At 31.1% G+C, this 24,630-nt stretch carries 16 protein-coding genes and 1 riboswitch; of the genes, 8 read left to right on the top strand and 8 right to left on the bottom strand.

Annotated elements, in window-relative coordinates:
- The first annotated feature begins 5 nt into the window (after positions 1 to 5).
- Positions 6 to 179: riboswitch (Lysine riboswitch) on the top strand.
- A 229-nt stretch (positions 180 to 408) separates the two neighbouring features.
- The 5 genes from AB3K27_RS18260 (at position 409) to AB3K27_RS18240 (ending at position 14,382) form a co-directional block, all read left to right on the top strand.
- Positions 409 to 1,608 (top strand): aspartate kinase, encoded by a 1,200-nt coding sequence (locus tag AB3K27_RS18260; RefSeq protein WP_368488772.1) that lies wholly within the window; start codon positions 409 to 411, stop codon positions 1,606 to 1,608.
- Positions 1,609 to 1,652: 44 nt separating this feature from the next.
- A complete protein-coding gene (gene lysA, locus AB3K27_RS18255) occupies positions 1,653 to 2,948 on the top strand; it encodes a diaminopimelate decarboxylase (protein WP_368488771.1) in 1,296 nt (431 codons plus the stop codon).
- A 95-nt stretch (positions 2,949 to 3,043) separates the two neighbouring features.
- Complete coding sequence (locus tag AB3K27_RS18250) at positions 3,044 to 11,665, top strand: glucoamylase family protein (protein ID WP_368488770.1); 8,622 nt, start codon at positions 3,044 to 3,046, stop codon at positions 11,663 to 11,665.
- A 450-nt stretch (positions 11,666 to 12,115) separates the two neighbouring features.
- On the top strand, positions 12,116 to 13,126 hold the full coding sequence (gene trpS / locus AB3K27_RS18245) for a tryptophan--tRNA ligase (protein ID WP_368488769.1): 1,011 nt from the start codon (positions 12,116 to 12,118) through the stop codon (positions 13,124 to 13,126).
- 524 nt (positions 13,127 to 13,650) lie between these two features.
- Positions 13,651 to 14,382, top strand: coding sequence for a protein kinase (locus AB3K27_RS18240; RefSeq protein WP_368488768.1), 732 nt, complete (start codon positions 13,651 to 13,653; stop codon positions 14,380 to 14,382).
- An 84-nt stretch (positions 14,383 to 14,466) separates the two neighbouring features.
- On the opposite strand, the gene AB3K27_RS18235 is transcribed toward AB3K27_RS18240, so the two are convergent.
- Positions 14,467 to 15,855: a radical SAM protein gene (locus AB3K27_RS18235; RefSeq protein ID WP_368488767.1), complete on the bottom strand. Its 1,389-nt coding sequence runs from the start codon at positions 15,853 to 15,855 to the stop codon at positions 14,467 to 14,469.
- Between the two features lie 872 nt (positions 15,856 to 16,727).
- On the opposite strand from AB3K27_RS18235, the gene AB3K27_RS18230 reads away from it, so the two are divergent.
- Positions 16,728 to 17,276, top strand: a complete 549-nt coding sequence (locus AB3K27_RS18230; RefSeq protein ID WP_368488766.1) for an HD family phosphohydrolase — start codon at positions 16,728 to 16,730, stop codon at positions 17,274 to 17,276.
- Between the two features lie 208 nt (positions 17,277 to 17,484).
- Here the strand turns inward: AB3K27_RS18230 and AB3K27_RS18225 are convergent, their stop codons facing one another.
- The 7 genes from AB3K27_RS18225 to AB3K27_RS18195 form a co-directional block, all read right to left on the bottom strand.
- Positions 17,485 to 18,351 carry a diguanylate cyclase gene (locus AB3K27_RS18225; protein ID WP_368488765.1) on the bottom strand — a complete coding sequence of 289 codons (867 nt, stop codon included), beginning with the start codon at positions 18,349 to 18,351 and terminating at the stop codon, positions 17,485 to 17,487.
- Positions 18,348 to 18,698 (bottom strand): hypothetical protein, encoded by a 351-nt coding sequence (locus AB3K27_RS18220; protein WP_368488764.1) that lies wholly within the window; start codon positions 18,696 to 18,698, stop codon positions 18,348 to 18,350. The genes AB3K27_RS18225 and AB3K27_RS18220 overlap by 4 nt, the downstream gene beginning before the upstream one ends.
- Positions 18,699 to 18,969: 271 nt before the next feature.
- The gene (locus AB3K27_RS18215) at positions 18,970 to 19,767 is read right to left on the bottom strand and encodes an ABC transporter ATP-binding protein (protein WP_368488763.1); all 798 of its coding nucleotides are present in this window, start codon (positions 19,765 to 19,767) and stop codon (positions 18,970 to 18,972) included.
- Complete coding sequence (locus tag AB3K27_RS18210) at positions 19,742 to 20,632, bottom strand: ABC transporter permease (protein ID WP_368488762.1); 891 nt, start codon at positions 20,630 to 20,632, stop codon at positions 19,742 to 19,744. Before AB3K27_RS18210 ends, AB3K27_RS18215 begins: the two co-directional genes overlap by 26 nt.
- Positions 20,632 to 21,648, bottom strand: a complete 1,017-nt coding sequence (locus AB3K27_RS18205; RefSeq protein WP_368488761.1) for an ABC transporter substrate-binding protein — start codon at positions 21,646 to 21,648, stop codon at positions 20,632 to 20,634. The genes AB3K27_RS18210 and AB3K27_RS18205 overlap by 1 nt, the downstream gene beginning before the upstream one ends.
- A gap of 571 nt (positions 21,649 to 22,219) precedes the next feature.
- Positions 22,220 to 22,636: a HutP family protein gene (locus AB3K27_RS18200; protein WP_368488760.1), complete on the bottom strand. Its 417-nt coding sequence runs from the start codon at positions 22,634 to 22,636 to the stop codon at positions 22,220 to 22,222.
- 26 nt (positions 22,637 to 22,662) lie between these two features.
- The gene (locus AB3K27_RS18195; RefSeq protein ID WP_368488759.1) at positions 22,663 to 23,238 is read right to left on the bottom strand and encodes a class I SAM-dependent methyltransferase; all 576 of its coding nucleotides are present in this window, start codon (positions 23,236 to 23,238) and stop codon (positions 22,663 to 22,665) included.
- A gap of 177 nt (positions 23,239 to 23,415) precedes the next feature.
- Between AB3K27_RS18195 and AB3K27_RS18190 the strand changes: the two genes are divergently transcribed.
- The gene (locus AB3K27_RS18190; protein WP_368491277.1) at positions 23,416 to 24,252 is read left to right on the top strand and encodes an Mrp/NBP35 family ATP-binding protein; all 837 of its coding nucleotides are present in this window, start codon (positions 23,416 to 23,418) and stop codon (positions 24,250 to 24,252) included.
- The gene (locus tag AB3K27_RS18185) at positions 24,249 to 24,608 is read left to right on the top strand and encodes a NifB/NifX family molybdenum-iron cluster-binding protein (protein WP_368488758.1); all 360 of its coding nucleotides are present in this window, start codon (positions 24,249 to 24,251) and stop codon (positions 24,606 to 24,608) included. Before AB3K27_RS18190 ends, AB3K27_RS18185 begins: the two co-directional genes overlap by 4 nt.
- Positions 24,609 to 24,630 lie beyond the last annotated feature (22 nt).

The following is a 24,630-nucleotide window of genomic DNA, read 5'->3' as shown; positions in this document are numbered from 1 at the left end:
TGGCTGCCTAGGGTAGAGGTGCTGTAATTAATAGTATTTATTTTTAATCGGCAGATGTTTGAGGAATAAAGAAAGGAATTACAGCCGAAAAGTTAGTTTGGCGAATCTAACTTTGGCTTTGCATATAATATGTGTAAGGCTGTCACTGAGATATATCTTGGTGGAGAGCTACAAAGGTACACAGCTGTGCATAATGTGCAGTATAGGTCTGTGTTCCTTTACTGCACTTATTTTTTATCCTGAGACGGCAATTGGCTAACACCTCAGCTTTTTTAAGGTTGAGTGATATGCAATGCTGTGCACATGGATAAATTCTTCTAAGGTTCGGATGGAGAAAAGTATTCTCTATGAGCAAATTCCACCTGAACCTAAAATTACTTGATGATTAAAAAATTAGGGAGGAGTATTATGGCAATTATTGTTCAAAAATATGGAGGAAGTTCTGTAGGCACTCCAGAAAAAATAAAAAATGTAGCAAATACCGTAGTAAATAAAGTAAAGGCCGGAAATAGTCTGGTAGTTGTAGTGTCAGCTATGGGAGATACTACGGATGATTTAATAGCTCTGGCAAGACAAATTGCGGATAATCCGGATAAAAGAGAGCTGGATGCACTTTTATCCACAGGAGAAATGATGTCCTGTGCACTGCTTGCAATGGCTATCAAAGATTTGGGATATGATGCTATAAGTTATACAGCTTATCAAATTGGAATAAAAACCAGTGGTCAATATGGTAAATCTCTTATAGATGATATAAATGCAGATAGAATGAAGAAAAGCTTAGATGAAGGCAAAATTATAATTGCAGCGGGTTTTCAAGGCATAAATGATGAGGGAGATGTAACTACCCTTGGCAGGGGAGGTTCGGATACCACAGCAGTGGCTATAGCTGTAAAATTAAATGGAGTGTGTGAAATATACACTGATGTAGATGGAATATATAGTGTAGATCCTAGAAAATATAAAAATGCTAAAAAATTAGACGAAATAGATTATGAAGAAATGTTGGAGCTTTCAAGTTTAGGGGCTCAGGTTATGCATTCTAGATCTATAGAACTTGCACAAAAATATAATATACCTGTGTATGTAGGGTTAAGCAATAGTAATATAAGAGGAACAGTTATTAAGGGGGTAGATACAATGAATTTAGAAAGTAAACCAGTAACAGGGCTTGCTACCAGTGATGAGGATATTGCAATTACAGTAAAAGATATTAAAAATGATATAAATATTATTTCAAATTTATTTGAAAGTGTAGCAGAGAAAAAGATTAATGTAGATATGATAAGCCAGACTGCACCTATAAATGGTAAGGTTAATGTATCCTTTACCATACCAAAAGATGATATGAAGGAATGTTTAAATATTTTAAAATCTTATTTTGATAATAATCAGGTGGATATAGATGAAGACATAACCAAGTTTTCAGTAGTAGGTATAGGAATGAAAACTACTTCAGGAGTAGTTGCAAAAATGTTTAAGTTGTTTAGAGAAAATAATATAACTGTAAAGATGATAACTACATCGGAAATAAGAATTACCTGTGCTATAAAGCAAGAAGATAAAATGAAAACAATAAGCATCATAGCAGAAAAATTTAATTTATAGTGGTTTAATTATGTCTTTAGCAAAACTTTTAGGAGGAAACCAGTGTGAGATTAATAGGTAATATGGAAATTAAAGATAATGTTTTATACATTGGGGGAATAAGTGCGGAAAAATTAGTAAAAGACTATAAAACCCCACTTTATGTAATAGATGAAAAACTAGTTAGAGATAAATGCAAAAGATATTATAAAGCTTTTAAAGCACATAAAAATAATAAAGTCACTTATGCTGGTAAGGCCTTTTTAAATCTAGCTATGTGTCAGATAATAAATAGTGAAGGACTATATTTAGATGTGGTGTCAGAGGGAGAACTTTATACTGCGTTGAAAAGTGGTTTTCCTATGAAAAAAATTTATTTTCATGGAAATAATAAAACATTAGAAGAAATAGAAATGGGAATAGATCTTGAAGTGGGAAGATTTGTAGTAGATAATCTTTATGAAATGGATAAGATAAATTTTCTGGCAAAGGCAAAAGGTAAAATACAGAAGATACTTTTAAGGGTAACTCCTGGAATAGAAGCTCATACCCATGAGTATATAAAAACAGGACAGATAGATTCAAAGTTTGGGTTTACTATGGTAAACGGTGAAACCATGGATGTAGTAAAAAAAGCTATAGGTCTTTCTAATATAAAACTTACAGGTATTCACTGTCATATAGGTTCACAGATATTTGAAACCAAGCCTTATGAAGATGAAGTTGAAATTATGCTGGATCTGGTAAGGAGGATAAAGGATGAAACTGGATATGAAGTAGAAGAGCTGGATCTTGGTGGAGGATTTGGCATATATTACACTCCGGAGGATAAGCCTAAGACCGTGGAAGATTTCTGTAGTATTATACTGGAAAGGGCGGAATTGAAATCAAAGGAATTAAATATAAGATTACCATCCTTAGTAATAGAACCTGGTAGATCTATAATAGGGAATGCAGGAACAACTCTTTATACCATAGGTGCAATAAAGGAAATTCCAGGTATAAGAAAATATGTGTCTGTAGATGGGGGGATGGTAGATAATATAAGACCTGCACTCTATAATGCTCCCTATGAGTGTGCCATAGCAAATAGAGTAGAGGATAGCAATAAAGAAAAGGTGACTATAGCTGGAAAGTGCTGTGAATCAGGAGATATATTGATAAAAGATATACAACTTCCGGAGATTCAGTCAGGAGATATATTGGCTGTATTTACTACGGGAGCTTATGGATATTCTATGGCGAGTAATTACAATAAGATTCCAATTCCAGCAGTAGTTTTAGTAAAAGATGGAGAGGCAAAGTTAATCTCTAAAAGACAGAGTTTTGATAATATGATAGAAAATCAAATAATGTTGTAATTTAATTCCATCCTGCTTGGGAATTTATATTTTCACCTTTATTGGGAACAATAATGAAAGTACAATTCTTTTTCACAAGAAAGGATGGATTTTTTATGCTTTATATTATAGGTATAACTATAATTATATTCCTTGCAATAATTTATAAAAATTTAAATAAGTGTAGTGATGTGGATGAAAATATGGTAGATGATATTCCTACACTTAATTTAGGTAAGGAAGAATTAAAAAATTATGCTAGAGAAATATCAATTATACCGGCACAAGTTAAGAAAAGAAGCTGTAAGAAAAAATTAATTGATAGTTTAGATAAAAGTTATAAAAATATTTTAGATGGATATAATTTTTTTAACATGGAAATTAAAAACAGAGGGGATATAGTATTTTGTGCTGAATGGCTTTTAGATAATTTGTATTTGATTAAAAAAGAGTATAAAGATATAAAGACCAATATGCCAGGAAATTATTACAGGGATCTTCCTGTAATCACCAAAGGAGCTATGAAAGGATACCCTAGAATATATTACATAGCAAAGGAAATGTTACAGTGCAGTTATGGCACAGTAAGTGAAGAGACTATAGAGACTTTTATAAATGCCTATGAGGAAAATACAGTATTAAAAAGCTGTGAACTCTGGGCATTGCCTATAATGCTTAGAATAGCCTTGATTCAGAATATAAGTAATATAACAGAAAATATAGTGTTTATGCAAAAGGAAAGAAAAAGAGCAGAATCTGTAGCAGAAGGTATTATAAATTCTGGCAGTAATGTAGATTTTGAAATTGAACGGTTCAGAAAAAAGAGAATAAAATTTACTTCACCCTTTACAGAAAGATTTATAAAAATATTAAGAGATAATTTTATAGATAGTGCTGAAATATATGATTGGATAGATGAAGAATTAGACAAAGAAGATAGCAATGCTACAAGAGTGGTAAATATCAACCATCAAAAGCAGGCTATATATCAAGTATCCATGGAAAATTCCATTAATGGAATAAGGGAAGTAGGTGCGTTGAACTGGAAGGAAAATTTTGAACGCTTAAGTTATGTAGAACAGGTGTTAAGGAAAGATCCTTCAGGGATGTATGAACTTATGGACTTTAATTCCAGAGATTACTACAGACATAAAGTAGAGAAATTATCTAAGAAGATAAATGTACCTGAATCCTTCATAGCAAGGAAGGCTATAGAATGTGCAAAGGAAGCATCGGGAGAGGTATATGAAAAGCATGTAGGATATTATCTCATTGACAAAGGTATATCCTGCCTTAAGAAAAAGATAAAATCCAGTGGAGAAGAGTACCAAAAAGTTAATTCTGAAATTGGAAATAATATAACAGTAGATCTCTACATAGGGACTATAATATTTGGTACCATTTTTTTGGATTTATTGATAAATGGGATGAACTTCTATACTCAGAATCTGTCCTTATGGAAATACTTAGTTGCATTTATAGTATTTTTAATACCAAGTAGTGAAATATTTATATCCTTATTTAATTGGAGTATAAATAAACTTGTAGAACCCAGGTTTATACCTAAAATGGAATTTAAACAGGGTATACCGCAGGAATTTAGTACTATAGTTGTAATTCCAGCTCTTATAAACGATGTAGATAGGTTAAAAAGCCTTATAAATGATATGGAGGTATATTATTTAGCTAATGAGGAACAGAATTTGTACTTTGCATTATTGGGGGATTTTAAAGATAGCTTCTATGAAGAGGAAAGCGGAGATAAATTAATAGTAGAAACTGCCTTAAAGGAAATGAAAAATCTCAATAAAAAATATGGCAATGGCGAAAAAGATAAATTTTATTTTTTGAGTAGATATAGAAAATATAATGAAAAAGAAGAAAAATGGATCGGCTGGGAAAGAAAACGGGGAAAGCTTATGGAATTTAATTCCCTTATAAGGGGGAACGACAATACCAGCTATAATGTTATCAGTGGAGATATAACCAGTTTATGCAGTGCAAAATATATAATAACATTAGATGCAGACACCAAACTTCCAAAGGATACGGCTAAATTGCTTATAGGAGCTATGGCCCATCCATTAAATGTTCCTTATGTTGATAAAGACAGTAAAAAGGTATTAAGAGGGCATGGATTAATGCAGCCTAGGGTAAGTGTAAGTGTATTAAGTGCAAATAAAACAGTTTATTCTAATATTTTTTCCGGCGAAACAGGTATAGATATATATACCTGTGCTATTTCCGATGTATATGAAGATTTATTTGATGAAGGTATATTCACAGGAAAAGGTATTTATGATGTGGATATATTCAATAATATTTTAGGAAATGAAATACCTGAAAATACTGTGTTGAGTCATGATTTGCTGGAAGGATCTTATGTAAGGGCAGGGCTGGTAACAGATATAGAACTTATAGATGGATATCCTGCTTATTATGATTCCAGTTGTAAGAGGCTTCATAGATGGGTTAGAGGAGATTGGCAGCTTCTACCATGGCTGTTCAAGAAAAGTTCTTTAAATAAACTATCTAAATGGAAAATAGTAGATAACTTGAGGAGAAGTGCTGTAAGTCCAGCAGTTATAATACTTATTATAGCAACTTTAACTCTATTTTCTAATTCAGATAATTTGCTTTTAATAGCCCTTATTTCACTACTCTGTCCTATATTTTTTGACGTATCAGAGAGTGTTGTTTCTCCTGTAAAAGGTATAAGTCTTTCAGGAAAAGTAAGCAATTTTAAAGTTGCTATAGAACAGTTTTTCCTTATATTGAGTTTTTTGCCTTATCAGGCATATTTAATGTTAGATGCTATAATAAGGACACTCTATAGGGTTTTTATAAGCAAGAAAAATTTGCTTCAATGGCAAACTGCCGCAGATGTGGAAGCAACTTCAAAAAAAGAATTTGGCCATTATTTGAAATCAATGTGGATAGGTAGTGCTATTGCAGTTATGGTGGGTTTTCTGGGATTCATGAATTCTTTAGAGACAGCATTTTTAATATTGCCATTTTGCTTAGTTTGGTTCTTTTCACCATGGATAGCGTTTAATATAAGTGCAGATAGAAATAATAACAAAGATGAACAAATAAGCAGTCAAGATAGGGATTTATTAAGAAAACTCAGCAGAAAAACCTGGGCATATTTTGAAGACTTTATAACCTCAGAAACCAATTGGCTTTCACCGGATAATTATCAGGAAAAACCCTATAAAGGAATAGCCTATAGGACTTCTCCAACTAACATGGCTATGGGTATTACTTCAAATATAGTGGCTTATGACCTGGGATATATAGGCATATCAGAACTGCAGTACAGACTCCATAATATACTTTTAAATATGGAATCCTTAGAAAAGTATAAGGGTCATTTTTATAATTGGTATAATATAAAGAATAAAACTCCTCTTTATCCTAGGTATGTATCTACAGTAGATAGTGGCAATCTAGTAGGATATATATGGCTTGTAGAAGAAAGTTTAGATGAATATATGGGATATCCACTGATAAATAAAAATTTACCTCTAGGTTTAAAGGATACTTTGAAATTAGCAGAAGATGAAATTTATAAAGAATTTAAAGTTAAACAGGTATACAAAAGTTTTATAGAGAAGCTTTCTAGTGATGATTTGAATAAATTTGGAGGAGAAGGTAAAATCGATGTATTCCTATTGAGGTCATTTTTGTATGAATTAATAAAAAAATCTATGGAATTCGATAAAAAATCTGTAAAGTTGTATTGGAATATGAAAGTCTACAATATGGCTATAAAGTTTTTAGAAGAATTAAATAATATTTTCCCCTGCATTGGATTCATAGATGAAAATTTACAATTTGAGGATTTTAAACATAGGTTTAATGATTTAGCAGTTAAAGTACCTTTAGAAAAAGTTCCAGCAGCTGTCGATAAATTAATTAATGAATTTGATCATCAAAAGGGAAATAATAATGTAAATGCTTTGAAAGAGAGTTTGTTACAGACTAAGTCAAATATAGAAAAGATTATATTTGAAATAAGAACTATAAAAAATACTTTATCCAATATGGGAAAAGAACATAATTTCAGTATGCTATATAATAAAAAGAGACAGCTTTTTGCCATAGGATATGATGTGGAAAAAGATACTCAGGGTAAAAATTATTATGATCTGCTTGCATCAGAAGCAAGGCAAGCCAGTTTTGTAGCTATAGCTAAAGGTGAAGTGGAGCAGGCCCACTGGTTTAACCTGGGAAGGGCCATGACTTCTGTAGGCGGAGGTAAAGGATTAGTTTCTTGGTCGGGAACTATGTTTGAATATTTGATGCCTCTTATAATTATGAAAAAATTTCCCGATACTTTGTTTAGTGAAACTTATGAATATATAGTTGAGGTACAAAAAAACTATGGAGATAAAAAACATGTACCCTGGGGTATATCAGAATCCGCATATTATGATTTTGATATAAATTCCATATATCAATATAAGGCTTTTGGAGTTCCGGGCATAGGATTAAAAAGAGGCCTTACTAATGAGTTGGTGGTTTCTCCTTATGCTTCTGTAATGGCACTTCAGGTTGATTTTAAAAATGCACTGGATAATATAAAAAGACTTATAGAACTTAAAGCTGAAGGAATATATGGATTTTATGATGCTATAGACTATACTTCCGAAAGGTTGTCTAAAGGTAGGAAAAGTGCTATAGTAAATTGTTTTATGATACACCATCAGGGAATGAGTTTTATGTCTCTGGATAATGTACTTATGAAAAATATTTTACAAGAAAGGTTTCATAAAATTCCAAGGGTGAAATCTGTGGAACTTCTTCTGCAAGAAAAAGTTACCAAAACTATTATTTATAATAGAGAAGAGCATAGCAAAGAAGCCAAACCTTTATTTAAAGAGGAAAATATGGTGGGGAGAAAATATACTACTGCAGTTACTAAAGCTCCGGAGACAAATATAATTTCAAATGGAAATTATTATTTAATGATGACAAATAGCGGCAGCGGATATAGTAAAAGAAAAGATATTATGGTATATAGATGGCGCGAAGATGTTACCATCGATAATACAGGAATGTTCTTTTATATAAAAAATATAAATTCAAATGAGTATTGGAGTGCTACTTTTGAACCTTGTAAATATGAGGGAGAAGATTATGAAGTTGTATTTCTTCCTGATAAGTGTGAATTTAAAAGAAAGGATGGCAATTTAAGAACCTATACTGAAGTTACCGTATCTCAAGAGGATGAAGGAGAAGTAAGAAGAATTTCAATTACAAATAGCAGTAGTCATAAAAGAGAAGTTGAAATTACCAGCTATTTAGAAGTAACTCTTGCACCCTATAATGCAGATTTAGTTCATCCTGCTTTTGGTAATCTGTTTATAGAAACTGAATTTGTTCAAGAACCAATGTGCATTATTGCAAGCAGAAGGCCTAAATCGAAGGAGGAGAGATTGTGGCTTATGCAAACCATAGCAGTAGAAGGAAAGCAGATAGGCTCTGTTCAATATGAGACCAGCAGAGTTAACTTTATAGGCAGGAATAGAAATCTTACAAATCCCAGAGCTATGGATGCCGATGCACAGTTAACTAAATCTGTAGGTGCAGTAATTGATCCTATAATAAGTATGAGAGTTAGAGTACTTATAGAGCCTGGGAAGACTTGTAAAGTGGCTTATAGCACTATAACTGCAAATTCCAGAGAAAAAGCAATTGAACTTGCCAATAAGTATAGGAATATGTCCAACGTGGATAGAATATTCCAGCTTTCCTGGACAGAAGCTCAATTGGAGATGAAATATTTGGGCATAAAATCAAATCAGGCAAATATGTATCAAAAAATAGCTTCAAAGATTCTATTTATAAATAATTTGTTTCAAGATAAATATGAATATATTACTAAAATAGAACAAGGCCAGTCAGCACTGTGGCCTTATGGAATTTCAGGAGATCTACCTATAGTTCTTCTTATTATAAGAGATGAAAAACATATGGAATTGGTAAGGCAGCTTATAAGTGCACATGAATATTGGAGTTTAAAAGGATTGTCAGTAGATCTGGTTTTGTTGAACCTGCAGGGTACCTCCTATGTACAATTACTTCAGGATAAGATAAGGGATACAGTAAATTCAAGAAGAGCAAGTAAAAAGAATATACATGGAGGAATATTTATATATAACAACAGTACTATGAATAAGAAGGATATAGAATTTTTTATGGCTGTATCCAGAGTTGTAATAGATGCTGAAAGGGGAGAACTAATAAAGCATATTAAAGATACTGAACAGAAAAAAGTAGGGCTTTATGGAAATACAAATAAGAGGTATAAGAAGAATACTTCAAATTATAGTTTTAAAATTTCGGAACTTCAGTACTTTAATGATATAGGGGGATTTTCTAAAGATGGAAAATCATATTTTATAATACTGAAAAATTATAGTAATACCCCTGCTCCCTGGATAAATGTAATCTCAAATAAAAAATTTGGATTCCATATTTCTGAAAATGGAGTGTCTTATACATGGAATAAAAACAGCAGAGAAAATAAACTTACCACATGGTCAAATGATCCAATTGTGGATGGAGAAGCTGAAGCGCTATATATAAAAGATGATATTACAGAACAGATATGGAGTGTATCTCCTAAACCAGTGAGAGATTCGGGAGAATATATAATAGAGCATGGTTTTGGATTTTCTACATTCAAGCATGAGGCTAATGAAATATTGGGGGAAATGACTGTATTTGCAGATATGGAGGAAAGTGTGAAAATCTGTCGGGTGAAACTAAAAAATATTGGAGCAGGTAAGAGAAAACTTTCATTGACTTATTATGCAAAGTTAGTACTGGGAGTTTGCCATGAACAAACAGCTCAGTATATATACACAGGATTCAACAGTAAAGAAGAATATATATATGCTATAAATCCTTATAGTGAATGCTTCAACAAAGGCATATGTTATATGAAGATTTTAGGAGGAAGGGACTTGTCCTATACTTCAAGTAGAGAAGAGTTTATAGGAAGAGGGGGAGACGTATCAACTCCAAAAGGTTTAAAATATGAAAATTTTTCTGGTAAGATAGGAGTCGGGTTTGACCCTTGCTTTGCTGAAAGTATAAAAATAGAGTTAGATGAGAATAGTGAAAATGAGATTTTAATTCTTTTGGGACAGGAAGACAGTTTTGAAGAAATAAGCAGAATTATTAAAAAATACAGTAATATAGAAAACTGTGTTAAAGAATTAGGTAAAGTTAAAGATTATTGGGAAAAACTATTTAATGTTATACAGGTTACTACTCCGGATACTTCTATGAATATTATGTTAAATGGCTGGCTTATGTATCAAGTGGTAGCATGTAGATACTTTGCAAGAACTGCATTTTATCAGTCTGGTGGAGCTTATGGATTTAGAGATCAGCTTCAGGATGTAATGGCTATCTGTTATTTAAATCCTGATATAACAAGAGAGCATATAGTATATAGTGCTTCCAGACAGTATTTAGAGGGAGATGTGCAGCATTGGTGGCATCCTTATGTGGAGAGTGGAATAAGAACTAGGTTTTCAGATGATCTGTTGTGGATGCCTTATGTAGTAGCAGATTATATACAAAATACGGGAGATTACAGTATATTGGATGAAGAAGTTCTATATCTTGAAGATGAACAGTTGAAAGAGGGAGAGGATGAAAGATATAAGATAGCCAATGTTTCTGATAAGAAAGGAACAATTTATGAACACTGTATAAAGGCTATTGAAAGATCTCTAAGATTTGGCCCTCACAATATACCTCTCATGGGATCAGGAGATTGGAATGACGGTATGAGTACCGTGGGAAATAAAGGTCAGGGTGAAAGTGTATGGCTAGGGTGGTTCTTATATAGTATATTGGATAGATTTCAATCCATATGTAAATTTAAGAAAGACGATAAACATTCAGATGAGTATTTTAAGTTAAAAGAATTTATAAGAGAGAATATAGAAAGAAATGCATGGGATGGAAGCTGGTATAGAAGGGCATATTTTGATAATGGGACTCCACTTGGTTCTGTTGAAAATGATGAATGTCAGATTGATGCAATTTCACAATCATGGGCAGTTATATCAGGAGCTGCAAAGGAATCAAGGGCCAGAGAGGCTGTAGATGCTCTGGAAAGAAATCTTATAAGAGAAGATAAAGGAGTTATGTTATTGCTTACTCCAGCTTTTGATAAATCTTCCCTGGAACCTGGATACATTAAAGGATATATACCTGGAGTTAGAGAAAATGGAGGTCAATATACCCATGCCGCTATATGGTCTGTCTTGGCACTTGCTAAGATATGTCACAATGATAGAGCTTATAAAGCTTTTTCCATGATAAATCCTATAAATCATACTAAAACCTATTTGAATTGTGAGATTTATAAGGTAGAACCTTATGTAATGTCAGCAGATGTATATGCAATAGACTCCCAGATGGGAAGGGGGGGCTGGAGCTGGTATACAGGTGCTGCGGGATGGATGTATAGAACTGGCATAGAGACAATTCTGGGATTGAAGCTTAATGAAAATTATGGATTTACAATTTCCCCTTGTATACCAACTAGCTGGAAGGGATATACTATAAAATATACCAGAGGAGAATGTATATATAATATAAAAGTAGAGAGAGATTCCAAAAAAGGAATATGGCTTGATGGAAATATGATTCACAATAAAGTTGTCCCCTTTCTAAATGGAGGAGAACATGAAGTAAAAGTAAATATATAGAATTATACCTCCTAAATTTATTTGGGAGGTTATAATTTTAAATTAAGTGATTCTAAGGTTTAGATGGAGTTTGATTATAAGAAATGCTTTTCTCCGTCTAAACCTTATTAACAGTATTCTTAGTGTCTTTGCACTTAGAATACATTATCCCTTAGGGGAAGAACTTATCCAGGCGCGTAGCAGTGCTTTATCTCCATTTGAAAGAGATGGGAGTATTAGCTAATTTCAGCGTTCGGATAAATCTAATAATTAGGAGTATATATTATATAATATTATATGGTAGAAATTAACATAGCAATTTTTAAATGTTTATAGTACAATATATGATGATATTTAGTGAAATTTAAATCTTTTGGGATTTAGGTGATACAGTGCCAATAATACCCTATGATTATGTATCATAGGGATTTTTCATACATTAGACGTTGAAATATGGAGGTAGCGAAAATTATGGAAGAGAAAAAAAAAGTAATATTTAGTGGTATTCAGCCTTCAGGAAATTTAACCATAGGTAACTATTTAGGAGCTTTAAAAAATTGGGTAAAACTTCAGGATGAATATGATTGTTATTTTTGTGTAGTGGATTTACATGCAATAACTGTAAAACAAGAACCAAAAGATCTAAGGAGAAGAACCCTTGAAGTATTGGCTATATATTTGGCGGCAGGGATAAATCCGGATAAGAATACAATATTTATTCAATCCCATGTGCCAACACATAGTGAGGCAGCTTGGATTTTGAATTGTTTTACTTATGTAGGGGAACTTGAAAGGATGACCCAATATAAAAGTAAATCGCAAAACTCTGGAGGAGGAGATTCTGTACGTGCAGGACTTCTTAATTATCCTGTGTTGATGGCCGCAGATATATTGCTTTATAATACAGATCTTGTTCCTGTGGGAAAGGATCAAATGCAGCATATTGAACTCACAAGGGATATAGCAGAAAGGTTCAATAATCTTTATAGCCCTACATTTAATATACCAGAAGGATATATACCAGAAGATGGTGCAAAAATAATGGACTTGCAAAATCCTACAAAAAAAATGTCTAAATCCTCGGATAATCCGAACAGCTATATACTAATTATGGATAGTCCTGAAATTATAAGAAAAAAGATTAACAGATGTGTTACGGATAGTATTGGAAAAGTAAGATATAGTGACGATCAGCCTGGAATAAAAAATCTCATAACTATATTAAGTGCAATAACTGGAATAACTCATGAAGAAATAGAAAAAAAATATGTAGGAAAAGGATATGCACAGTTTAAAAATGATACTGCAGAGTCTATAATAAATGAACTTAAACCTCTTCAAGAAAGAGTAAATGATTTACTTAAGGATAAAGAGTATTTAGAGAATATATATAAAAGAGGAGCAGAAAAAGCATACTATGTATCTAGCAAAATATTGAGAAAGATGCAAAAGAAAATAGGATGTATACCTGTATCAAAATAAATATATGGTTCAATAAAAGGAATTAGAATGAGGGCAGTAAATGCATATTTTATTACCGGTTCCTTTTATTTTATCCCAAGGATGTAATCATCTAACATCACCGGTTTCTTTAAAGGGAATGATGAGTAATGGTATCTATCTTTATTAATTAACAATTAACTTTGATTTAACTTATTGTTATGAATGTTGACATATATAAAAGAATATCATATTATGAAAATATTAAAAATGTTTTTAATTGATAATTAGTTGAGTGTATATTTGAAAATAGTCTAAAAAGAGGTGTATATAATGGGTTTTTTTTCAAGATCATCACGAAAAAGAAAATATGCAAATAATCACCAGGGAAGCAGGTACTATAAAAGGGAGGGGTTCTTTAGCCGTATATTAAGGATGTTTGATTCATGTTCTAATTCACGTAGAAGATATAAAAAATATTATTCTTATAGTCCAGGTGAAAGATACCATTATGACGAAAGAAAGTATCCACCCAGAGGATATTATAGGAAAAGATATAAAAGCTCGTGGTCTTAATTCCTATTTTTAGGCAGAGAATATATCCACCAGACTATTTAGTTGGCAAATACAAAATTATAAAATTAATAGGTGAAGGACGGTTTGGTATATGCTACCTAGTTCATATCCATGACAAAGAGTATGTATTTAAAGAAATTAAACCTAAAATTATAAAAAAATATAAAAATAAAGTTATATTTGAACAACAAATACTTTCAGATGTTCATCATCCTTTGATTCCTAAAATAATTGATATAATAAATAGAGATAATATGTATGGTTATATTTTAGAGTATAAAGAAGGTAGTACATTAGAGCAGATGATTTTTGGTGATAATCATAAATTTACATCGTATCAAATTTATACTATAGGAATTAAGCTTATAGAAATAATAAAATATCTTCATAAAAAGAATATTGTGCATAGAGATATAAGATTGCCCAATGTGATTATTAATGAAAAAAATGTGTATCTTATTGATTTTGGACTTGCAAGACCTATAGATAACAAAGAATATGTATGTTATGAGGATTTTTCATATTTAGGTCATTTGCTTATTTATCTATACTATTCTTCTTTTAAGAGAACTAGTAGAAAATCAAGGCCCTGGTATAATGAACTTCAATTATCATTAGAAGAACTAAATTTTTTAAAAAAGTTACTGAGATTAGGTGGTGCCTATAAAAATATTTTTGATATAGAAAAAGATTTTTTAAAATTGAAGATAACTCAGTTATAGAAAAAATATATTTATCCATTTAAATGAATAATTTGATAAAATAAGTTAAATTATATCAAGACCCTATTTTCTATAATATTATGTCTAACCTTTTGACATATTGTAGTTACCATTATTATCAAAATCTTCTTTAAATACTTGTTTTGCAACAGGATTGAATTCTTCGGCTAGCTTATCTAATTTTTCCATAAATTCTTTATCTTTAATCATCAACTCTGCACTAGGATGAGTAGGATAAGCTCCTGTTTCTTTTACAATATCCCGAATACACTGAGGATTATCAATCATAGGACACGGCATTAATAAGTTTTTGTTATAGGGTTGTCTGTTCCTTAAGTTCTTAAAATAAGGTGATTTAAATGCCTCCATGAGAGGTTTATCCTTAACATTTATTGTAGCGAAGTGAGAAAATATGCATGGTTCTACATCTTCTTTTGAGTTTATATGACAATAATATTTACCGGCGATGCATCCTCCTACATAGGGAGCATCATTAAAAAAGTCAATTGTAAATATTTCCTTTGTGGTTCTGATTTTTCTACTTCTTCTTCCAAGCTCTATCCTCTCCTTTGGAGAAAGCATATAATCCATTTCTTTCACTGGATTATCTCCAACAGGCATAAACATAAAATACCAGATCATTTTACATCCCTTGTCGACAAGCATATCTATAAATTTTTCTGAAGTAACAACATTAACATTGCTATTAGATGTGGCTGAAGAAGCCCCAAAGAGTATGCCTCTTTCATTTAACATCTCCATACCTCTTATAACAGAATTAAAAATTCCACCTCCACGTCTTGAGTCTGTTTCTTTTTGCCATCCTTCAATTGACAACATTGGCATTACATTACCTAATTCAGCTAATTTATCAGCTAATTTTTCATTAAATAGAGTACCATTAGTAAATGGTGCAAAATACATATCATTATATTTTTTATAAATATCTAACATATATTCATTGAAAAAGGGTTCCCCACCTAAAATAATTACAAAGTATATCCCTGCATCTCTGGCTTCCTTAATAAGTCTATCTACTTCTTCGTAAGTAATATCATCTTTTTTACTGTAATTTGCAGCATAACATCCAGTGCACCTTAGGTTGCATCTCATTGAAGGGCTGATAAGTAGTACAAAGGGAATCTTTGTGTCATTTTTTATACCTATTGTCTCTCTTTTAGCAACCCCATACCATATAGCATTGCCAATAAAATTGGAATAGAATTTTTTCAAGCAATTTTTATTTGTATTCTTTAATATATTTTCAATATATCTTTTTAGCGATGGCATTTCGTTGTAGTATTCTTTAATACTTATAATTTTGCTTTTTGTGAATTCATCTCCACTTGCCTTTTCAGCAAGCTCAAATAATTTATTTATATTTTTTTCTGGATTCTTATCAATTATTTGAAAGCCAGTTCTTATTACGGTTTCTTTTAATTTTCTTTTAAAATTATCTAAATTAAGTTCCATATAAAAGTTCCTCCTTATAATTAAGTTATTCCTTAAATTCATCCCTTTCTCACAGAAAATTTATAATTTTTAAATGTAGGGTACTTTTATGGATAAATTCTAAGAACCATCCTATTGAAAATGCAATAGTCAGAAGTAGTAATCCTATTTATTTTAAATAAAATATTTTAATTTATGCAATAATAATTAAGATGCTTGGATTAAAAAAGTTGTAACATAACAATTTTAAGTATTACCAATTATACTGTAGCTTACTTAATAAATTGTCGATTTAATATAGTGTTTTCATTTAAATATAGTATGAGTGCATTTAATGAATTAAAGGATACTTTTCATGGTCAACTACAACCTGAATTACAGTACCTATAAAAGTTTCCAGTATCATTTAGACAGTACTTCAGAATAATATTGGGTTTTAGCTTTTTATTTGAAGGTTGCAATTACCTAACACTTCCACCTTTCCCAAAGTGGAAGATAAATATTAATCTTTACTAATATACTTTTCAAAGATACATTACCGTAAACCTTTAGAGTACATGAAATTAAAAGTTGTGTTTAGTATTTTTTGAGTTAAATGACATCTTTTCTATTATATTTTATCACCCCCTTTTCTATATTTAGGGCTATAATTACTTCTTATAATAAGATTATTATAAACCTATACATACATGGTTATCAATCTTTTTTTATTCGAAATCTATTATTGCTAACACCTGATGGTATGAGCCTGTGTATTATATTAGAGTGTTTCGGGAAAATTAACATTTATATAATTGTATTTTTTTATAAATGAAGTAAAATCAATAATGATATATATTTTTAATTTAAATTAAGTTTTATAGCATTATTCCGCTATACAGAGGAGGATTATAGTGATAGATTTAATAAAATCAATTTGGACATTAAAAGGAGATTCAGATAATTATGATGAATATAAGAAATGTATTAGTGATTTGATCCAACATGAAGATGTAATTTCCATGGGAAATTTCATACAGCATAGTGATATAAATTGTCTTCAACATAGTATATATGTATCATATATAAGTTATTTAGTTTGTAAGGATTTAAGTCTTGACTATAATTCTGCTGCCAGAGGAGGATTACTGCATGATTTCTTTCTATATGACTGGCATGTAAAAAGGTATGATAAGGGATTGCATGGATTTACCCATCCCTATACTGCACTAGAGAATGCAAGCAGGATTTTTCAGTTAAATGACATGGAAAAAGATATTATAGTAAAACACATGTGGCCTTTAACGTTGAAATTACCTAAATATAAGGAATCTTTTATAGTGATGCTCGTGGATAAATATTGTGCATCTACGGAAGTTGTTAAATTTCATAGTAAGGATAGTATTTACAGGCTTATGAATAAAATTTCATCAGAAGGCTACCATATACAGGTATTTAAATAAAATTAAAAAAGGAATGTTGCTATGTATGAAGGAATGATTAAATCATTGCACAAAGACCATAAAAAATTTATGTGAACTTGGTACAAAGGGATTAAAAGAAGCAGATGATGTAATATTAAACATTATGACCTGCATGTGAATTTAAATTAAATACTATATAATTTTGGAAGCTGCCAATAATTGAATTTTAGCAGCTTTTTATCATGATTTAAGCAATTGCATCTATATCTAAATTACCAGTAATAATTGGAGTGTTGGTGTTTTGTTTTGCTTTTGTAGATAATAAACTTGCTGTATTTATTAATTTATTTATTATGTTTAAACTATCAATTGTTTTATTACAATTATGTACATTACAACTTGCAATGCCAATAGATGCAGAAACTTGTATATTATTTGGAAATTTATATGAATTAATAGTGCTTAATATGTTTTGACAAATTAATTTGCTTTTATCTATACAATATGGGGTTAATATGGCGAATTCATCTCCTGCATATCTACACAGATAACAGTCTGATGGAATGCTTTTTTTCAATATTTTACCCACATTTTTTAATATAATGTCTCCATTTATGTGACCGTATTTCTTATCTATAAAGCCAAAGTTGTTTAGATCTAAAAATATAATGGTTGTATTTTGTTTATTTTCTATAAATTTATGTGCATTGTAAAATATATAGTCACTTTTATATAGTCCTGTAAGTAAGTCAATATGTTTGTTAAATTCAACATTTAAGCTTGTCCTTGATATGTAACCAATAATATCATGTTCATTTTCTAAAAGTATAACGTTAATATTTTTATTCAAATCAAAAGTTTCTTTAATTCTCCAAATATGTACATAGCAATTGATGCAAATATATCTATCAGACATAATATCTGCAAGTATCCTATTTGGATGTGCTCTGACTAATTCCTTCTTAGTAACTATACCTACTAATTTTTTGTTTTCATAGACTATGAAGCAGTCTATATCATTTTCACAAAAAATATTTTGAGTTCTCCTTACCCCATCTAAAATGTCTACCTTCATAAAATTTTTTTCTGCTATGTTAATAGCCTTTTTATTCATAAATCTACAGATTTACTAACATGTAAAATAATATTAACCTGTGCTTTTACAATAATTGATTCGTTAGCAATCTTTCCTCCTTCCTCCATTATTATGGGAATAAGTTTATCTTCTGAAAGCATATTTAATAGAGATTTTCTAACAACAATTGCTTCGATATAATCATGTTTAATTTTTATTATGTCATATTGTTCCGGAGATAATACGTCTACCATTCTTCTTGCAGCTTCAGGTCCAATTGGGGCATGTTTGCCCACTATTAATATATCCTGCATTGGAGGCATTTCAAATTCTGAAAAATGCATATTTATCTCTGCTCTTTTTGTTCCTTCTATTTTACTCTTCATTATCTTGCCACCTTCTACATAATTCACATATTATGTTATCATATTTTGTCTAATTTTTCTATTATACATATTATATTTTAAGTTAAATTATTTAAAAATTTTGATGAAACAATTTACCTATGTGTTTATTATGTCAAAGTTAGTCATTTATTATTAATGGAAAAAACAGTGCTTATGAACAAAGTCCATTTAAACCTAAGAGTCATTTAATTAAAAAGGTCATGATTAAAGGTGATTTAACCTTTATCTCATGACCTTTTTTCTTACTATTTTAGGAAAATAAAACTCTGTCACTTAACCCTTCTTGTTTTCCTTGAACTCTTTCAAAGGATTTCAATAGTTTATCTATAGTTAGTCTGCTTTTTTCTTCCCCTCTTACATCCATAATTATTTTTCCTTCGTGCATCATAAATAATCTATTTCCTAGGGTTATGGCATGATTCAAGTTGTGGGTAACCATAAGTGTAGTTATTTTATTTTCCATTATTATTTTATCTGTAATTTCTATTATACGTTCTGAAGTTTTGGGGTCCAAAGCTGCTATATGCTCATCTAGAAGTAAGAGTTCTGGTTTACACATTACTGCCATTATTAAAGATAAAGCCTGTCTTTGTCCGCCGGATAAAAGATTTACTTTTGTATTGAGTTTATCTTCCAATCCCAGATTGATTTGGGACAGCATTTCAATAAAAAGTTTAGTATTATTTTTATTTACACACATTGTGAGTCCATATCTCTTTCCTTTATTGTAGGCTATAGACATATTTTCTAGTATAGTCATATTGGGCAAAACGCCCTTTGAAGGATCCTGAAATACTCTTCCTATGTGTCTGGTTCTTTTATATTCAGGCAGTTTACTTATGTCTTCACCATTTAATATTATAGAACCTTCATCGGCACTTAAAGTGCCACATATTAAATTGAGAAGGGTTGATTTTCCAGCACCGTTACTGCCTATTATGGTAACAAAATCGCCTTTTTCTACAGTTAAGGATAAATTATCATATAATATATTTTCATTTAAAGTATTCTTGTTGAATACTTTACGCAGTCTTTGTATTTTTAACATAAGACTCACCTCCAAGATTATTATTCTTGGTTTTAAAGCTCAATTTCTTTCCATTTAAAGATAAAGCCAAAATTACTATTAAGGCAGTTACCAATTTTAAATCGTTGGACTGAAGGTTACATAGTAGAGCTAATGCTATTGCAGCCTTATATAGTATTGATCCCAATAATGCCGTAGTTGTAGGTTTCAATAACTTTATCTTTCCAAATATAGATTCTCCTAAAATAACTGCTGCAAGACCCATTACTACAGTTCCAGTTCCCATTCCCACATCGGAAAAGCCCTGATATTGAGCCATCATCGAACCAGATAAAGCCACCAGTCCATTTGAGATGGCAAGTCCGATTAATTTTATAGTATCTTTATTAAGACTAAGAGAAGTTACTAATTGTTCATTGTCTCCTACGGCTTTTAATGCAAATCCCATTTTGGTTTTTAAAAATAAATCCAAAATTACTTTTACTATAATCATAATAATAAACAGTATTAATAGAAGATTTATATTATTCGAGAATATAGTTTTTTGTCCAAATAAAGGTACATTGGATTTTGTCATTATTCTTAAATTTATAGAATATAGGCCTATCATAACTAAAATACCTGATAAAAGATTAGTTATCTTTAATCTAACATGGAGAATTCCTGTAAAAAGTCCTCCAATACATCCTGCTCCAAAGGATAAAATAGATGCTGCAAAGGGATTCATTCCTTTTACTATGAACATAGCAGTTACAGCGGCGCCTAAAGGAAATGTACCGTCTACGGATAAATCCGGAAAATCCAATATTCTAAATGTTATATATATTCCAAAAGCTGCTATGGAGAATATAAGTCCTTGTTGTAATACACTTACTAGTATATCCACTAATTAACTCCTCCCTTTACTTTTTCAGCTTTGGAGTTTAAATCACTTGGGATAGTTATGTTGAGCTTTTTAGCTGCATCTTCATTTATAACAAGCTGCATGTCTTTTAAAGTTGTAATAGGAAGTTCACTAGGTTTTTTACCATTTATTATTTCTACTGCCATAAGACCTGTTTGGTAACCTAATTTAGTGTAATCAATACCTGTAGTGGCAAGAGCACCGCTGGTTACCTGTCCTTTTTCAGAACCAATTACAGGTATATTTTTCTTGTAGCATGTGTTTACTACTGTAGCTATGGATGAAACCACTGCATTATCTGTAGGTACATATAATGCATCAATTTTTCCGACTATAGAATCTAAAGATTGAGGGACTTCACTTACATTTGTAACTCCTGCTGTTACGATTTCCATTCCGTAAGATGGAGCAGCTTTTTTAGCATTTTCCACCTGAATTTGTGAGTTGGTTTCACTGGTATTGTATACAATACCTATTTTTTTAGCATTAGGTGCTAATTTCTTTAAAAGCTCAAATTGTTTTCCTATTGGTAGATCATCTGAAGTTCCTGTTACATTAGTTCCAGAGTTTTTAAGAGATTTTGCAATTCCTGCCTTAACTGGGTCTGTTACTGCAGTTATAAGTATAGGAATATCCTTGGTAGCATTATAAGCTGCCTGGGCAGAAGGAGTTGCTATTGCAAGGATTAAATCTTCTTTCTGGGATACAAAGTTTTGAGCTATGCTCTGGGTTGTAGGCATGTCACCTTGGGCATTCTGATAATTTATCTTAATATTTTTACCATCTTCATATCCTTTAGCTTTTAATGCCGCTATAAAACCTTTTCTAGCAGAATCAAGAGCCGGGTGCTCTGTAACCTGGGTAATACCAATCTTAATTACTTCTTTGTCTTTAAGAGTTGATTTAGAATTGCTTGACGATGTTCTAGTACATCCACCTAAAATTGATGCAGCCAATAAAAATGCTGCAAGAAATGAAAGTTTTTTCTTTCCTACCATACTACTCATCCTCCAAAAATAATATTTATATATACTGAAAAAAACTTTATCCGAAGGCCAGAAGTAACTAATTCTCTATTTTCTCCAAAGTGAGGTATAAGCACTGTTGTGTCCCTGGATAAGTTTTTTTAAGATTCAGATGGAGAAAAGTATTTTTTATAGGAAACTCCATCTGAATTTAAAAATTACTTGACAACATATACTTTTGCTATGAATTTTAGTTGCAGTGTATACGTTATATAATAAAAATAAAAAAAGTTCTGTGTTAGCAGAACTTAGATAACAAAAAAATTTTGTGAAACTTAAAATTTTTATATCTTTAGACTATATTATGTTCTACATAAACTACCAATTCTACTTAATTAAGTTTAATATAGTATTTTTATTAAAAAATTACTATGCTACAAATTTTGTTATACTACATTATGTCCTTTAACATAAAACTAGCCTACAATACTACAATATATAAAATACACGACATAATTATACTTTATATATCATAGCTTGTCAAACACCATAAATGTACTTCTTGGCGGCCTTTATCATCATTTTTAAATTATTTTGCAAAAGATTATATGGGAATAGAACGATGTCCCAGGCCAATCACTACTTCATTTAAATGCAACAATCCTATGCTCATAAATATACATACACTTATATGTTCCTTATTTCTGGCTATACCAATTTTACCCCCTACATTCAGTCCATTTGCTTTTTGAATAATCTGAAAAAGTGCCTCTCTTGTAGCACCTGCTATAGCACCATCATGTACATGATAATTTTCTCTTATAAGTCCTCTCTTTTTAGATGCTACCAGGGCTCTTTCAATTATTTTTGGTATACTGTTGTTGATATTTCCACCTATGTCTACAGCAGCAGTTAAAATACCTTTATTTTCAAAAAACTCCTCTAATTTTTTTTCATTTTCCCTAGAGGAGATGGACATTTCTATAGAAGCCTTTGCCACATCAGTACTTTCTATAATCATATATTTCGCCTCCATAATTAAATAAATTATTTTTGTGCCGTTAAGCCATAAAAGTTTTCACCTATACTTACAAGGGATATATTTGAAAATTTAATTTTATCTAATACCTTCATAAGGTGAAATTTATCTAATCTATGTTCTAGGGGAGGGCCAAATTCTCCTTGAATTTTTTCCCATTCTACAATAGCTAGTCGTCCTTTAGGAGAGAGAATTCTTCTAATTTCATTTAGAAGTTTTTCTTTATCTAATGCTTCGTGAAGTACATTACTTATAAAGGCAAAAGATATTGTGCCGTCTTCCAATTTTAAATTATTTTCTGTTGTTAATAAAGTCTTTATACTAGAAACAATGTTATGTTTCTTTTTATTTATTTCAACTTCTTGGAGCATTTCAGGCAGAATATCCATTGCAAATATTTTTCCCCTCTCTCCTACAATTTTACATGCTGGTATTGAGAAATATCCAATTCCACAGCCTATATCTGCCATTATATCGCCCTGTTGTAATCCAAGTTTTATAAGGGTTTCTTCAGGGGGAAGTAATCTCCTCCTGGTGGCATTATCCAATTTATGCTTGTTTTTTGCATCAAATTTATGAGCCATAAGTTACAAAATCACCTCCCAATATATTATTAATGAGTTTATTTTTTAGTGCTTCTTCTCTCATAATACTATATGAATAATTTATTTTCAATTTTTTTAAATTAGCATTTGACAATAACGATAAATAGTGATATTATGAAAATGGCAAATGCCAATATAGATATAGGAGATGATTTTGTGTCAGAGTGCAATTCATGCCCGTCAAATGATGGGTGCAGCAAGGATAAGGAAAATTGTATGGTTAAAAACAATCCCTATAACAATGTGAAGAAAATTATTGGTGTTATGAGTGGCAAAGGGGGAGTGGGAAAATCATCAATATCTGTTCTTATAGCCAGACACTTGAAAGATATGGGTTATAGTGTAGGAATTTTAGATGCAGATGTGACAGGACCAAGTATTCCTAATTTAATGGGTTTAAGAGGGAAGAAAGCAGAAACCAATGAAGAATTTATATTACCTGTGGAAACACAAAGTGAAATAAAAACGATATCATTAAATTTACTTTTACAAGATGAAAACCAACCGGTTATATGGAGGGGACCGCTAATATCTGGAGCAGTAAAACAATTTTGGACAGATGTAATATGGGGAGAACTTGATTATCTGGTAATTGACATGCCGCCTGGAACAGCAGATGTTGCACTTACAGTAATGCAGTCTATTCCTATAAGTGGTTTGGTCATGGTATCTATACCGCAGGAGTTAGTTTCTATGATAGTTTCAAAGGCTGTGAATATGGCTAAAGCTATGAATATTAATATTTTGGGAGTTATTGAAAATATGAGTTATATAACTTGTCCTGATTGTGGAAAGAAGATAAAATTCTTCAATGGGAAAAATACAGAGAAGTTTTTAAAAGAGATGAATTTGAAGTTTTTAGGAGAACTTCCTATGCTAAACAGTGTAAGCAATTTGTCAGAGCAGGGAAATGAGAATATAGATGAAAGTCTTAAAAAGATTTTTAGTCCTATTGTTACTAATATTATAAATGGTTTGGAGGAAAAAAAATGAAGATAGCAATTTCGGCACATGGAGCAGAAGTAGACAGTTTATTGGATGTTAGATTTGGAAGGTGTAAGTATTTTCAAATTCATAATACTGAAGGAGGAGAAATTAAGATACTGGAAAATAAAGGCCAATTTTCAGGGGGAGGTGCCGGTATTGTGGCGGCACAACAAGTGCTTGATGAAAATGTGGAGGCTATAATCACTGGAAGTCTAGGACCTAATGCTTTTAAAATTATTGATAAATCAGGAATTAAAGTTTATAAGTGCGAAAGTATTGCTGTGAGTTCTGCCTTAGAAAAATTTCAAAAGGGTGAACTTAAAGAGCTAACACAGTCAGGAACGGCGCATCATGGAATTTAAAATAGAATTTTAAGGAGGAAGT

It is taken from the genome of Clostridium sp. BJN0013 (assembly GCF_040939125.1).
GTDB lineage: Bacteria > Bacillota > Clostridia > Clostridiales > Clostridiaceae > Clostridium_B.
Note: the sequence above shows the minus strand (reverse complement) of the source record. Positions and strands in the feature narration are given on the sequence as shown.